General features: G+C 65.0%; 11 protein-coding genes. 7 read left to right on the forward strand and 4 right to left on the reverse strand.

The window, feature by feature from the left end:
• The first annotated feature begins 15 nt into the window (after positions 1-15).
• Both NHH88_17445 and NHH88_17450 read left to right on the forward strand, forming a co-directional pair.
• Positions 16-1,725 (forward strand): DUF4214 domain-containing protein, encoded by a 1,710-nt coding sequence (locus NHH88_17445; GenBank protein USX11499.1) that lies wholly within the window; start codon positions 16-18, stop codon positions 1,723-1,725.
• A 95-nt stretch (positions 1,726-1,820) separates the two neighbouring features.
• Positions 1,821-3,527, forward strand: a complete 1,707-nt coding sequence (locus tag NHH88_17450) for a DUF4214 domain-containing protein (GenBank protein USX11500.1) — start codon at positions 1,821-1,823, stop codon at positions 3,525-3,527.
• Here NHH88_17450 and NHH88_17455 read toward each other — a convergent pair.
• Together NHH88_17455 and NHH88_17460 are read right to left on the reverse strand one after the other, a co-directional pair.
• Positions 3,508-4,530: a GGDEF domain-containing protein gene (locus NHH88_17455; GenBank protein ID USX11501.1), complete on the reverse strand. Its 1,023-nt coding sequence runs from the start codon at positions 4,528-4,530 to the stop codon at positions 3,508-3,510. The genes NHH88_17450 and NHH88_17455 overlap by 20 nt on opposite strands.
• 55 nt (positions 4,531-4,585) lie before the next feature.
• On the reverse strand, positions 4,586-5,467 hold the full coding sequence (locus NHH88_17460; protein ID USX11502.1) for a histidine kinase: 882 nt from the start codon (positions 5,465-5,467) through the stop codon (positions 4,586-4,588).
• Positions 5,468-5,652: 185 nt separating this feature from the next.
• Here NHH88_17460 and queE point away from each other — a divergent pair, with 185 nt between their 5' ends.
• From queE to NHH88_17485, 5 genes are all read left to right on the forward strand, one after another.
• Positions 5,653-6,288, forward strand: coding sequence for a 7-carboxy-7-deazaguanine synthase (queE, locus tag NHH88_17465; GenBank protein ID USX11503.1), 636 nt, complete (start codon positions 5,653-5,655; stop codon positions 6,286-6,288).
• 11 nt (positions 6,289-6,299) lie between these two features.
• Positions 6,300-6,746, forward strand: coding sequence for a 6-carboxytetrahydropterin synthase QueD (queD, locus tag NHH88_17470; GenBank protein ID USX11504.1), 447 nt, complete (start codon positions 6,300-6,302; stop codon positions 6,744-6,746).
• Positions 6,739-7,254 (forward strand): tRNA adenosine(34) deaminase TadA, encoded by a 516-nt coding sequence (gene tadA, locus NHH88_17475; GenBank protein ID USX11505.1) that lies wholly within the window; start codon positions 6,739-6,741, stop codon positions 7,252-7,254. The genes queD and tadA overlap by 8 nt, the downstream gene beginning before the upstream one ends.
• A gap of 118 nt (positions 7,255-7,372) precedes the next feature.
• Entirely contained in the window at positions 7,373-8,320 is a 948-nt protein-coding gene (locus NHH88_17480) for an alpha/beta fold hydrolase (GenBank protein USX11506.1), read from the forward strand.
• Positions 8,321-8,347: 27 nt separating this feature from the next.
• Positions 8,348-9,268 carry an LD-carboxypeptidase gene (locus tag NHH88_17485; protein USX11507.1) on the forward strand — a complete coding sequence of 307 codons (921 nt, stop codon included), beginning with the start codon at positions 8,348-8,350 and terminating at the stop codon, positions 9,266-9,268.
• Between the two features lie 3 nt (positions 9,269-9,271).
• Here the strand turns inward: NHH88_17485 and NHH88_17490 are convergent, their stop codons facing one another.
• A complete protein-coding gene (locus NHH88_17490; GenBank protein ID USX11508.1) occupies positions 9,272-9,787 on the reverse strand; it encodes a hypothetical protein in 516 nt (171 codons plus the stop codon).
• A gap of 131 nt (positions 9,788-9,918) precedes the next feature.
• The gene (locus NHH88_17495) at positions 9,919-13,629 is read right to left on the reverse strand and encodes a TonB-dependent receptor (GenBank protein ID USX11509.1); all 3,711 of its coding nucleotides are present in this window, start codon (positions 13,627-13,629) and stop codon (positions 9,919-9,921) included.
• Between the last annotated feature and the right edge of the window lie 313 nt (positions 13,630-13,942).

The raw sequence follows: 13,942 nt of genomic DNA on the forward strand, positions 1-13,942 counted from the left end.
TTATGCTAACAAACGATGACTACCTTCACCGGCAATAACTCGATCGACGCGCTGTTTCATAGCAGCTGGGCGACCCAAACCAAAACACCGATCAGCCTGACTTACAGCTTCCTGACCGTGGCGCCGGTTGGAACCTACTGGATGGATTCAGTCGGTTTCGCCGCGATGACCGCAGGTCAGCGTGAGGGCGTGAAGGCGGCGATGGCGACCTGGTCGGCTGTTGCCAATATCACCTATACGGAGGTCGCTTCCGGCGGCGACCTGCTTCTTGGCACCAATGATCAAGGCACGGCGAGCGCCGGCTACGCCACCTATCCGGCGTCTGGCAGGACTGTCTACTTATTTACCAGCAATATAGACCCGAACAACTTCAACCTTGTCGACGGTGGTTATGGCAAGAACGTGCTGATACACGAACTTGGCCATACGCTTGGATTGAAGCACCCGGGCGACTACGCTCACGAAGACGACTCGAAAGACGAAGGCCCGTTCCTGCCGACCGCGACGGATAACCGGGACTACACGGTAATGTCGTACAACCAAGGTTCGGGGGTTGTTTATCATGGCAAGTACGGCATCACGCCGATGCTGTACGACATCCAGGTGGCCCAGCTGCTGTACGGCGCCAACATGACCTATCATACCGGCGCGGACACCTACCGCTTTACCGGGGACACCGTGCCGCAGTGCATCTGGGACGCGGGCGGCGTCGATACCCTCGATTTTTCCGCGTGCGCGGGCGCCACCGTGATTGATCTGAACGCCGGTTCCTTCAGCTCGACCGCGCCCGGCTACCACAACATTTCGATCGCTTACAACGTGACGATCGAGCGCGCGATCGCGGGCAATGGCGGATCCACCATTCACGGCAACGATGCCGGCAACGTCATCATTGGCGGCATCCGCAACGATTACGTTTATCTGGGCAAGGGCAGCGACACTGTCACCGGCGGCGGGGGCGGCGACATCGTGATATTCGAGAACGACATCGAGAACTACACCCTCAGCGGCAACAGCGCCACCCTGACGGTCAAGGGCCAGGGCACGGACGTGCTCAACAATATTCCGACGCTGTATTTCAAGGATTTCATCGTGCGGGCCACCGACTACGTCTGGATCGGCGCCGGCGGCGACGGCGCCGACGTGTTCAAGGGCGGGTCGGGCGCCGAACTGTTCAGCGGCGGGGCCGGCGTCGATACCGTCAGCTATAGCCGGGAGCGCGCCAATTTCACCGTATGGTCCGCCAACAGCGCGTTCAAGGTGCGCGACGATGGCGGCAGCGGCGGGATCGATGTGACCGCCGGCGTAGAACGCTTGAAGTTTTCCGATGGCAGCGGCGTGGCGCTCGACATCGACGGCGCGGCCGGCCAGACCTACCGCCTGTACCAGGCGGCCTTCAACCGGACGCCGGACCAGGGCGGTTTCAGCTTCTGGCTCGACAAGATGGACGACGGCCTCGGCCTGGCGAGCATGGCGCAGTTCTTCCTCAACAGCGCCGAGAATGTTGCGACCTACGGCACGCTGACGGACGCGCAGTTCGTCGGCCAGGTGTACACCAATGTGCTGCACCGCCAGCCGGACGCCGGCGGCCTCGACTTCTACCTGAAGGGCCTCGCCGCCGGGCTGACCCGCGCGGCGGTGCTGGCGGACTTTTCCGAATCGCCGGAGAACCAGGCCGCCGTGATCGGCTCGATCACCAACGGCATCAACTACACGGTGTTCTAGGCGGTAAGAAATAGTCGGTGCCTGGCGGCTCCGGCTATTGTCGTGCTGGCAAGATGATGTTACCATAAGGAAATTGAACTTTATGATAACAAACGATGGCTACCTTCGGCACCAACTCGATCGACGCGCTTTACTACAAGAGCTGGGCGGCTTTTACGCAAACGCCGATCACGCTGACCTATAGTTTTCTGAAGGCGAGCCCGGCGGACGCCACCGCCAGGGACGCCCTCGGCTTCGCGCCCATGACGGCGGCGCAGCAGGCGGCAACCAAGGTCGCGATGGCCGCCTGGTCGGCGGTGGCCAACATCACCTATACCGAGGTCGCTTCCGGCGGCATTCTGGGCATCGCGACCAACGATCAGGGCAACGAGAGCGGTGGTTACGCGGGGTATCCGAACGGTACCCGTCCCATTTACTTGTACACCAATAACACGGGCGACTATAACTTCAAGTTCGCGGACGGCGACTATGGCCGCGATGTGTTGCTCCATGAGCTGGGACACATGCTGGGATTGAAACATCCCGGCGACTACAGCAAAGACGCCATGCCCCACCACCAGGGCCCCTTCCTGCCGACCTGGTCGGATAACAAGGACTACACGGTGATGTCGTATAACGACGGGGCGGGCCGGGCGCTGCACGGCAACTATGGCATCTCGCCGATGTTGTACGACATACAGCTGGTCCAGTTGCTGTACGGCGCCAACATGAGCTATCACGCCGGCGCCGATCGGTACAGCTTCGTCAAAGACTCGGCCCCGCAGTGCATCTGGGATGCCGGCGGCACCGATACGCTCGATTTTTCGTCATGCACCGATAGCGTTGTCATCAACATGAACGCGGGCACCTTCAGCTCGACCGCGCCCGGCTACGACAATGTATCGATCGCCTATAACGTGACGATCGAGCGCGCCGTCGCCGGCAGCGGCGGCTCCATCATCCACGGCAACGATGCGGGCAACGTCATCACCGGCGGCATCCGCGCCGACAACATCCATCTGGGTGGCGGCAGCGACACCGTGAACGGCGGCGGCGGTGCGGACATCGTTTATTTTGAGCGCGCCCTGGATTCCTATACGGTCCACGGGGACGGCAAGGTGCTGACCGTCAAGGGGCAGGGCACGGATACGTTGAACAACATCCCGACAGTCTATTTCAGCGACCTGATAATTGAAGCGTCAAAATATATCAGCATCATCGGCGGCGGCGACGGCGACGATGCGTTCAGGGCGGGAACGGGAGCCGAGTTGTTCACCGGCGGCGCAGGAGTGGATGCCGTCAGCTACAGCCGCGGGCGTGACAATTTCACCATCAGCGCGATCCGCAGCGCGTTTACGGTCAGCGACAAGGGCGGCAGCGGCGGCCTGGATGTGGTCGCCGGCGTCGAGCGTCTGAAGTTTTCCGACGGCAGCGGCGTGGCGCTGGACATCGACGGCGCGGCCGGCCAGACCTACCGCCTGTATCAGGCGGCGTTCAACCGGACGCCGGACCAGGGCGGCTTCAGCTTCTGGCTCGACAAGATGGACGACGGCCTGGGACTGGTGAGCATGGCGCAGTTCTTCCTCAACAGCGCCGAGAACGTGGCGACCTACGGCACGCTGACGGACGCGCAGTTCGTCGGCCAGGTGTACACCAACGTGCTGCACCGCCAGCCCGACGCCGGCGGCCTCGATTTCTACCTGAAGGGCCTTGCCGCCGGGCTGACCCGGGCGACGGTGCTGGCGGACTTCTCCGAATCGGCCGAGAACCAGGCCGCCGTCATCGGTTCCATCACCAACGGCATCAACTACACGGTTTTTTAACCGCTTCGACGATGGCCGCCGCCAGATCGCTGTCCGCCGAGGGCAGGCTGATGCGGTTGCGGCCCATGTGCTTGGCGCGGTAAAGGGCCGAGTCGGCCGCCGCGACCAGCTGGCTCGAATCGTTGTCCGGCGCCGCCAGCGCCGTGGCCGCGCCGATGCTGACCGTCACCACGTGGCCCTCGTTGCCGAGGTTGGGCATGTGCAGCTGCTCGACGCGGCAGCGGATGCGCTCGGCCACGATGGCCGCGCCCTTGAGCGACTGGTTGGGCAGGATCACCGCGAACTCTTCTCCGCCATAGCGCGCCACCAGGTCGTTGGTGCGCATTTCGCTGGCCACCGCCTTGGCGATGCGCTGCAGGCACTCGTCGCCGCCGAGGTGGCCGTAGGCATCGTTGTATTGCTTGAAATTGTCGACATCGACCATCAGCAGCGACAGCGGCTGTTGCTGGCGCAGCGCGCGTTGCCATTCCGCGTACAGCGTGTTGTCGAAGCAGCGGCGGTTGGCCAGGCCGGTCAGGCCGTCGCGCGTGGCCAGCTGCTCCAGCGCCACCTGCGCGCATTTTTCGTCCGTCACGTCGCGCAGCGTCTCGACCACCGCCAGCAGCTTGCCCTCGTTGTCGACGATGGGGCTGGCGTCGGCGGCCAGGTAGCGGCGCCGGCCGATGCGCGGCATGTCGCACCAGTTTTCCGCGCGCAGGTTGCCGTCGGGGTCGGCGCGCCGCTGGCTGTGCGGGTCGGCGCCCCGGCCCTGGAGCACCAGGTCGGCCAGGGTGGTGCGCTGTTCATGGTAAAAGCCGCGCCAGTGGTCGGTGGTGCCCAGCACTTCCCAGGCGTCCACCGCCGTCAGGCGTTCGCAGGCGCGGTTCCAGATGATGACTTTGCCGTGGCAGTCGAGCACGAAGGTTGGAATGACCAGCAATTCCATCATTTTGAGCGCGAATCCATGCGGCTGCTCCGGGTGCGGATATTCCATCACATGCTGAATCTTGGGCTTGCGGTTCATGACGGCGGCCTTTGGGGGTATGGGTACGAAATCTGGAGGGGAGGTGCCGCAAGTGCTATGGCAGCGGGAACGACATCGTCAGCGCCGTGCCGCTGCCTGGCGCGGTGGCGACATCGAAACGTCCGCCGGCTTCCGCCACCCGTTCCGCCATGCCGCGCAGGCCATTGCCGCGCCGGGCCGGGGACGAGGTGTCGCTCGCGGCGTGGGCGGGGGCGCGGGCCGGCCCGTGGCCGCTGGCGATGCCAACCCCGTTGTCGCGCACGGTCAGGCTCAGCCGGTCTTCGGCGCGGCTGAGGCCCACCGAGACCTGCGACGCCTTGGCGTGGCGGGCGATATTGCTGAGCGATTCCTGCAGGATCCGGTAGATGACCTTGTCCATGCCGCCGTCGATGCGTCCGTCGGCGGCGATGGCGCCGGCGTCGAGCTGGCAGGCAATGCCGCTGAGGCGCGAGAACTGCGCCACCTGCTGTTCTACCGCGCCGCGCAGGCCGTCGCGCAAGCCCTCCGGCTGTAAATCGCGTACGATGGAGCGCATCGAACGCAAGGTCGCGGCGATGCGCTCGTCGACCTTGTGCAGCGCGTCCTTCAGCTCCGGGTGCTGCGCGGCCAGCGCGCCCAGCTCAAAGCTCATCGCCAGCAAGTGCTGGCCGAGGTCGTCATGCAGGTCGCGGGCGATGCGGCGGCGGTCGGCGTCGCGCAGCGATTGCTGGCTCTTGCTCAGGTGGCAAACCTGGCGGCGGGTGTCGGTCAGCGCCTGTTCGGCCAGCGCGCGGCCGCAGCGCTCGTGCGACAGCCTCGCTTGCAAGCGCGCCTCGATCCGGGCGAACGCGCTGCGTTGCCGTTGCTGTCGCCACAGCAGCAACAGGGCGAGCCAGACCAGCGCGCACACGCCCGCGACGATGAGATCGATCTGGATGGCTTGCGTCGTGTAGTTCATGGTGGTTCGTCCCCTGTGGTCGGGCGCCGGGCCGGTGCACTTGGTGAGATGCACGAAGCCGGTCGCCACCCTATGAAAATACCGTGGTTGCCGCACGGCAGCATTGTGCAAGGTCAACTTCCGCCGGAAACCGCGAAAAAGTGTCGCGTGGGATATAATTGAGGGTTGTCCAATCAGGAACTATCGTGACTTACAGCATCAAAGAGATCTTTTACACACTGCAGGGCGAGGGCGCGCATGCCGGACGCCCGGCGGTTTTCTGCCGTTTCTCCGGCTGCAACCTGTGGACCGGGCGCGAGAGTGACCGCGCCGGCGCCGTGTGCCAGTTCTGCGATACCGATTTCGTCGGCACCGACGGCGAAGGCGGCGGCAAATTCAAGACCCCGGAGGAACTGGCGGCGGCGATCGACGCGCTGTGGCCGGCCGCCTATCCAGCCAGCAAGTACGTGGTGTTCACCGGCGGCGAGCCGCTGTTGCAACTGGACGCGGCGTTGATCGCCGCCATGCACGCGGTCGGCTTCACGATCGCCATCGAAACCAACGGCACCTTGCCGGTGCCCGACGGCGTCGACTGGATCTGCGTCAGTCCGAAGATGGGCTCGACACTGGTGGTGACCAAGGGCAGCGAGATCAAGGTCGTCATTCCGCAGACGGGACAGGACCTGGCGGCCTACGAACAGCTCGATTTCGAGAATTTCTATGTGCAGGCGATGGACGGCCCGCTGGCCGAGTTCAACACCAAACTGGCGATCGAAACCTGCAAGCGCAATCCGAAATGGAAGCTGAGCCTGCAAACCCATAAACTTTTACAAATACCCTAAGAAAAGATGTCATGCTGACTATTACCCGCAAGCTGGAATTCGACGCCGGCCACCGCATTCCCGACCACAAGAGCCAGTGCCGCAACCTGCACGGCCACCGCTATACCCTGGAAATCACCCTGACCGGCAACATCATCACCGCCGAAGGCAATTCCGACAACGGCATGATCATGGATTTCTCCGACATCAAGGCGCTGGCCAAAGAGCATCTGGTCGATGTCTGGGACCACGCCTTCATCGTTTACGAGAAGGACACGGCGGTGCGCGACTTCCTGGCGACTTTGCCGGGCCATAAGACCGTGGTGATCGACCGCATTCCGACAGTGGAGAACCTGGCCCATGTCGCCTTCGCCATCCTCAAGTCGGCCTACAAGGACCGCTACGGCACCGGTTTGCATCTGCACAAGCTGGTGCTGCACGAGACGCCAAACTGCTGGGCAGAGATCACCGATGCCTGACGCGATGTCCGATGCGACGTCGGATGCGCAGCCTGCTGACTTTATGCGGCTGGCGCTGGAACAGGCACGGCACGCGTGGGATCTGGGCGAGGTGCCGGTGGGCGCCGTTGTCGTCAAGGACGGCGTGGTGATCGCGCGCGGCTATAACCAGCCGATCGGCAAGCACGATCCGACCGCGCACGCGGAAATCGTCGCGCTGCGCGCGGCCGCCGAGGTGCTGGGCAACTACCGGCTGCCGGGCTGCGAGCTGTATGTGACGCTGGAGCCGTGCGTGATGTGCTCGGGCGCGATGATGCACGCGCGCCTGGCCAAGGTGGTGTACGGCGCCACCGACCCCAAAACCGGCGCCTGCGGTTCGGTGGTCGATTTGTTCGGACAGGAACAGTTGAACCATCATACCGAGGTCAGCGGTGGCGTCATGGCCGAGGAGTGCGGCGCCATGCTCAAGAGTTTCTTCGCCGCCCGCCGCGCCGCCGCGGCCGCCGCGCGCCGCGACGCCCAGGAATAAGACTCCGGCACGACGTTTCCCCGGCCCGCGTTTCCAGACACCGGCAAAAATGGTATGCTGAAGCCACGATGCGCTGCGCGTCGTCGGCATCGCCGCCAGCCCCCTCCCGGAGACCGCTTTGGCTACCGCAAAAGCAAACGGCATTACGCTCACCTACGAAGCCAGCGGCAACCCGCAGGATACCCCCGTGCTGCTCATCATGGGCCTGGGCATGCAACTGATCGCCTGGCCGCAGGACCTGGTCGACGGCCTGGTCGAGCAGGGCTATTACGTGATTCGCTACGACAACCGCGATATCGGCCTGTCCAGCAAATTCGACCATTTCAAAAAGCCCAACCTGATGCTGGCCTACCTGAAGTCGCTGGTGGGCTGGCGGCAGTCGCCCGCGTACACGCTCAACGACATGGCCAACGACGCGCTCGGCCTGCTCGACGCGCTGGGCATCGCCCGCGCCCACGTGGTGGGCGCCTCGATGGGCGGTATGATCGCGCAGATTTTCGCCGCGCGCTTCGGCGCCCGCACCCTCAGTCTGACGTCCATCATGTCGAGCAGCGGCCGCCGGGGACTGCCCGGGCCGACGTCGGCCGCGCGCGCGGCGCTGATGCGCGGTCCCGGCAACGCCAGCGACCGCAAGGAGGTGATCGACCACGCCGTCGGCGTGTTCCGCACCATCGGCAGCCCGTCGTTTCCGACGCCGGAGCGCCAGCTGCGCGCCAATATCGAGCGTGCGCTCAACCGCAACGTCAATCCGGCCGGAATAGCCCGGCAGATGGTGGCCGTGGTGGCGTCGGGCGACCGCACGCCACTGCTGCGCAAGATCGCCTGTCCGGCGCTGGTCATCCACGGCGCGGCCGATCCGCTGGTGCCGGCCGCCTGCGGCGTGGACACGGCCGAGGCCATCCCGGGCGCCAAGCTGCACGTGATCGAAGGCATGGGCCACGACCTGCCGCCGCAGCTGATCGAGCGCCTGCTCGCCTTGCTCGACAACCATCTGCGCGGTAATATGACGCCGGACCTGCCCGCGCTGATCGCGCGCCGCGCCGGCAGTGGCACCCCTCAACAATAGCGCTTCACAATCGAGCATCGAACCAATTTGAACACCAACAAAATCGGCATCGCCATTGTCGCGCCGGGTGGCGCCGCGCCCAACGCCGCCGCGCTGCAGGCCGGCATCGCCCGGCTGGAACGGCAGGGCTTCCTGGTCCACAATTATTATGACGACGACAAGCGGCACCTGCGCTTCGGCGGCACCGACGCCGCCCGCCTGGCCCAGCTCGACGCCGCCGCCGCCGATCCCGACGTGCGGATCGTCATCGCCCTGCGCGGCTCGTACGGCATGACCCGGCTGTTACCGATGATTGATTTCGCCGCGATGGCCGACAGCGGCAAGCTGTTTGTCGGCTATAGCGACTTTACCGCCTTCCAGATGCCGCTGATGAAACAGACCGGGCGCATCAGCTTCGCCGGACCGATGATGTGCGACGACTTCGTCCGCGAGGAAGCGGAAGCCTATACGATGGCGCAGTTCTGGGATTGCCTGCGCGGTCCGGAGCACGGCGTGCGCGGCGAGGTGGCCGACGGCCGCGCCGACAACCCTGTAGTCGACGTCGGCGGCAGGCTATGGGGCGGCAACCTGGCGATGATGGTCAGCCTGCTCGGGACGCCGTATTTCCACGCGCTGGACGACGGCATCGTGTTCATCGAAGACATCGCCGAGCATCCCTACCGGATCGAGCGCATGGTGTTGCAATTGCTGTACGCGGGCGCGCTGGACGGCCAGCGGGCGCTGGTGCTGGGCGATTTTTCCGGCTATAAACTGGGCGCGCTGGAGAACGGCTACGACTTCGAGACCATGCTGGCCTATTTGCGCGAGCGTTTGCCGATGCCGGTGTTGACCGGCTTGCCGTTCGGCCACATCAAGCGGCGCGCCACCTTGCCTTATGGCGGGATGGCGCGGCTGGTGTCGGACGCGCGCGGCTTCGACCTGACCATCCGCGACTATCCCACCTTATAAGGCCTACTGCACCCGGCGCACGCGCGGGGGCTGCTTGGCGCCGTCGACTTCGAAGAAGACGGTGCCGATGGCGTTGCGGGTCAGGACCACTTTCGGATTGGTGCGTTCGATGAACCACTCGGAGCTGCCGTCCACCACCCGCCATACCTGGCCGTTGGCCAGTTTGAACTGGGTGGTGGGACCCCAGCCCTCGATCTTGCCGACCACTGTGCTTTCGATGGACTTCAAGTCGGCGGTTCTGTCCTTGGCGATGGTGTCGAGTCCGAAGCCGGCCTCGGTGTTGGCCGCAGGGGCGGCCTGTGCGGGTTGGGCCGCGCGCGCGACCGGTGCGGCCTGCGTAGCGGCGGGCGCTGCGGCAGGCGCGGCGGCGCCGACCTTGCCGGCGGCCGGCGCCACCGGGATCGCGTCGTAGCATGCCACGCGGCCGGCCACGTCGGCGATGGTGCGGCATTGGAGCAGGGCGCGGTCGTCGGCCAGCGCGGAACCGGACATTGCCAGCAATACAAGCAAAGCTTTCATCGAATACCTTCCAGATTGTGATCCCTGATTATATAGATAACGAGCGGAAAAAAAATAGCCCGGACGCGTGAGCGGCCGGGCTGTCGAAGAGAGGAGGGAGACCGCCTCCTCTTGGTGCTGGGTGGCTGACGTTAGTTCCTGAAGTTCATGCCGACCATGATGCGGCGGCCGGCGTAGGACGTGTCGAGCAGGTTGGGCGTGCCGTCGGCGAACGCCGCGTACTGGGCCTGGCTGTTGGTGGTCGAGCTCAGGTTCAGGTTGCGGCCCTCGGCGAAGATCTCCATGTTCTTGTTGATGCGGTAGGCGATCTTGGCGTCGACATAACGGGTGGCGTTCTTGAAGTTCGGCGAGCCCGGGTTGTATGGCGTGATGGTGGTGCGTCCGCCGGCCGCGTTAGGGTAGTTGTTGACCCCCGTGGCGCCACAGGCGGCGATGCAGCTGAACTTCTGGCCGACCGCCTGCAGCGACAAGCGCATCGACAGCGCGCCGTCGTCGTACCACAAGGAGGCGTTGTAGGTGTACTTCGATTCGCCGACCGGCGGCAGGGCCTCGCCGGTGAGCAGGTCGACGACGCGCTGGTCGGTGTTCTTCGAGCGTAGCTTGGTGTAGTTGAGGTCGATCCCGGTGTAGCGCAGCATCCACGGCAGGAACGTGAAGGCGGTCTTGCTGCCGTATTCCAGACCGGTGCGGGTGATGTTGGCGCCGTTCTCGTAGGTGCGGTAGTCGAATCCGAGGCCGTCGAGCGAGCGGCCGGTCTGCGGATCGACCAGCCCGGAGCCGTCGAACAGGCTCACGGCGCTCTTGCCGACGACGGTGCTGCCGCCAACCTTGCCCACCTGCCGGAACGCGCCCACCGAGAACGAGGAGTCGTCGTTCGGATACCATTCCAGCGCCAGGTTCTGGTTCTGGTTGGTTTGCGCCTTGAGCGCCGGATTGCCGATGGTGCCCGAGCAGCTCTGTTCCTCGTCGTCGCGGCGCCGTTCGTCGTAGGTGCAGGTGCCGGCCGGGATCAGCGCGTTGACCGGCGGGCGGGCGACCTGCTTGGCGCGGTTGTAGCGCAACACCACCTCGTTGGGCACCATCCACAGCGACAGGTTCAGGATCGGCAGGTAGTCGGTGGTGTTGGCGTCGAGCGCGGTCAGCTTGCTGGCCGTGGCGCTGATGGTGCCGCCGGCGGCGGTCGGGTTGAGCGGATCGTAGGCGGCCGTCTTGACGATGGAGGTGAAGCTCATCACCCCGGTGGCATGGACCTTGGTGCGCACCACGCGGTAGCCGAAGTTGCCGTCCAATTCCATGCCGAACGGCAGGCGCCGGTTGGTGAACGGGATTTCGTCCAAGCCGAAATCGGTCATCAGGTAAGCGGCCGTGGTGCGCTCCTTGAAGGTGCTGACCGGCTGCCGGTAGACCTTGCCGTCGTTGGCCGTGCATTCCTTGACGCAGTCGAAGTTGACGTTGGGCGAGTTGACCAGGCTGAACACTTTTTCGACGTCGATCTGGTTCCAGCCGTCGATCAGGCCGGCCGGACGGTCCGGCATGCCGTTGAAGAACGGCGTGTTCCGCTGCGCCATCGATTGCGCGATGATGTCCTGGAACTGCTGCTGCGACATGAAGGTGTTGCCGGAGCGGGCCGAGGCCGGATCGGTGTTGGGGACGTAGCCGGTCGCGCAGGGCTTGCCGCCCGGTCCGAGCGAGCCGGGGGTGTCGGTGCAGCCGGAAAAGAAGCTGCGCACGTTGGCGCTCGGCAGGATCACCGCCGGCACGTAGCCGGGCTTGCCGAACTCGCCGACGGCCGTTTGCACGGTCGAGCCGCCGCCGCCCCAGCTGCTGCCGGAGGTCTGGCGGAAGTTGAAGCCGCTCTTGACGCGCTTGAAGAACGGCACTTTTTCGCTCAACGCGTAGCTGAAGTCGGCCTTGGCGGTGCGCTCCTCGGTCTCGGCCATCTTCGGCGAGAAGCTGATTTGCGGCGCCTGCGTGCTCAGCGGCTGCTGGTCGATGGTGTAGGCCGGCACGGCCGGGCCCTTCGGACCGGCCTCGACCGCCTTGGTGTCGACGCCGGCCGGGCGCACCTGCGCGTAGATGGTCGGGTCGGCTTGGTTAAAGCTGCTGCCGGCGGGCTGTTCGTAAGTCCACAGGCCGTTGGACAGCACCCGCATCGTGGTCGGGCCGTAGTTGTAGCTCCAGTTGGTGCGCTTGTCGCCGCGCTGCCACTTGGAGCGGGCGTCGCCGACGAAGAACTCGGCCGCGAAGCCGCCGTTCTTGTACACGCCGCCGGTCTGGAAGTAGCGGTCGGTGGTCTTCATGACGTTGTGGATCTGGTCGGTGTTGACGTTGGCGTCGCTGATTGTGTACTGCGTCACGTGGTGGTTGGCGTCCACCAGCACCGAGCGCGGGTCGACGTTGGCGACGATGCCGGTGGCCGGATACAGGTTGGCGCGGTAGCTGGCGCCGTCGTACAGGTAGTAACCGGAACCGGGCACGGCGCTGCGCACGCCGGCCGACGTGTCGGTAAAGGTCGGTCCCTGGTAGGTCGGGCTGTAGGCGGTCGCCGCATTGGTGTTCAGGCCGCCCAGGCCGTAGGTCTGGTTGTTGTCGTCCACTTCCCGGCGGGCGTAGTTGACCTTGCCGTAGACGGTCAGCTGGTTGTTGACCTTGAAGTCGAAGCGCAGGTCGACGTTGCCGCGCTTTTCCTCCTGGCGCTTTTCGATGAAGCGCACCAGCGACGGCGTGTAGTCGTTCCACTGGTTCAGGCAACTGAGCAGTTCGTTGCCACGGGCGTTGATGGCGGCGTTGCGGGCGGTGTTGCCGTTGACGGCGTTGGCCTGCGCCGTGGTCAGCGCCGGGAAGGCCGCGTAGCACGCCGCCTTGGTCTGGGCCGCCGCCGATTTGGTCAGGATGTCGGCCGGCGAGGCGTGGTCGAAGAAGCCGCCGGCCGTCAGCGGCGAGCGCAACGTCGGCGCGGTGCTGGCCGGGTCGTTCGGCGACAAGGTGCCTGGCTGGTAGGTGAAGGTCTTGTTGGGCGAGTTGTCGAAGTCGACGTTGCGCGAATAACCGGCGTTGCGGGTGGTGGCGATCTCGGACGAGTGCGATTCGTTGACGGCGCGCGAGGTCGACGCGTTGAGCATGACGCCGAAGCGGTTGTCGAAGAATTTGCGGGTCAGGATCAGGTTGGTGTCGGGCGACCATTCCTTGTTGAGCGAGCCTTGCGAACCGGCCAGGCGCAGCGAATAGAACGGGTCCTTGAAGTCCAGGCTGGTGCGGGTCTTGATGATGATGCCGCCGCCCAGCGAGCCTTCGGTCATGTCGGCGGTGGCGCCCTTGACGACGTCGACGCTTTTGATCAGGTCTGCCGACAGCGAGCGGAACTCGACGCCGCGTCCGCTGCCGCCGCCATTCATGTCGGTGCCGCCGGCCGATTGCACGCCCTGGCCGTCGATCTCGACGCGGGTGAGGTCCGCGCTGTTGCCTCGGATGGCGACGCTGACGCCCTCGCCGAAGTCGCCGCGGTCGAGGGCGACGCCGGAGATGCGCGAGATGGCCTCGCCGATGTTGCGGTCGGGGAAGGAGCCGACGTCGTCGGCGACGATCGAGTCCATCGCGGTGGCGGCGTTCTTCTTGCGTTCGATGCCCGATTGCTGGGCGGCGCGCTGGCCCTGGACGACGACGGTTTTGATTTCCGTGGCGCCCGGCGCGGGTGCGGGTGTTTGCGCCGCCGGTGCGTCCGGCTTGGCGTCCTGGGCGGCGGCGTGGCCGGCGACGAGCGAGGCCAGCGCGATCGAGACCGCGTAAGCGATCGGCTTGAGGCTCAGTGGTTTGGCGAGCGCGCCTTGGGTGTGTCCGTGCATGCTGTCTTCTCTCCCTGACTGGCCTTTGCGGCCATTTTTTAACGCCGGTGGTATCCGCCCGGCTGATATATTAGTGATTAGTCTAGTGTTGAAAACAGGCGCGCGGATTGTTAAATGGAAAAGAATCACCCGCTTGAGCGGGATATTGATTTGGGCGCAAAACCGCCGTTTGCGGGCGGATTTGGATATCGGCCAGGTCGTTGGCCGCTGGCGGAGCTTGGCGGATTACGCGCTGCGCGCTAATCCGCCCTACGTGGTTCAGATGGGATTGGGGAATGCTGGCTTGCGGCCACGCGAGCCGATCCCTCGCGGA

Source organism: Oxalobacteraceae bacterium OTU3CAMAD1, assembly GCA_024123915.1.
GTDB lineage: Bacteria > Pseudomonadota > Gammaproteobacteria > Burkholderiales > Burkholderiaceae_D > Rugamonas.

Coding starts and splice junctions, on each gene's coding strand:
- NHH88_17490 (USX11508.1), bottom strand. CDS start 9,787: ATGAAAGCTTTGCTTGTATTGCTGGCAATGTCCGGTTCCGCGCTGGCC.
- queD (USX11504.1), top strand. CDS start 6,300: ATGCTGACTATTACCCGCAAGCTGGAATTCGACGCCGGCCACCGCATT.
- NHH88_17455 (USX11501.1), bottom strand. CDS start 4,530: ATGAACCGCAAGCCCAAGATTCAGCATGTGATGGAATATCCGCACCCG.
- NHH88_17495 (USX11509.1), bottom strand. CDS start 13,629: ATGCACGGACACACCCAAGGCGCGCTCGCCAAACCACTGAGCCTCAAG.
- NHH88_17445 (USX11499.1), top strand. CDS start 16: ATGACTACCTTCACCGGCAATAACTCGATCGACGCGCTGTTTCATAGC.
- NHH88_17460 (USX11502.1), bottom strand. CDS start 5,467: ATGAACTACACGACGCAAGCCATCCAGATCGATCTCATCGTCGCGGGC.
- tadA (USX11505.1), top strand. CDS start 6,739: ATGCCTGACGCGATGTCCGATGCGACGTCGGATGCGCAGCCTGCTGAC.
- NHH88_17450 (USX11500.1), top strand. CDS start 1,821: ATGGCTACCTTCGGCACCAACTCGATCGACGCGCTTTACTACAAGAGC.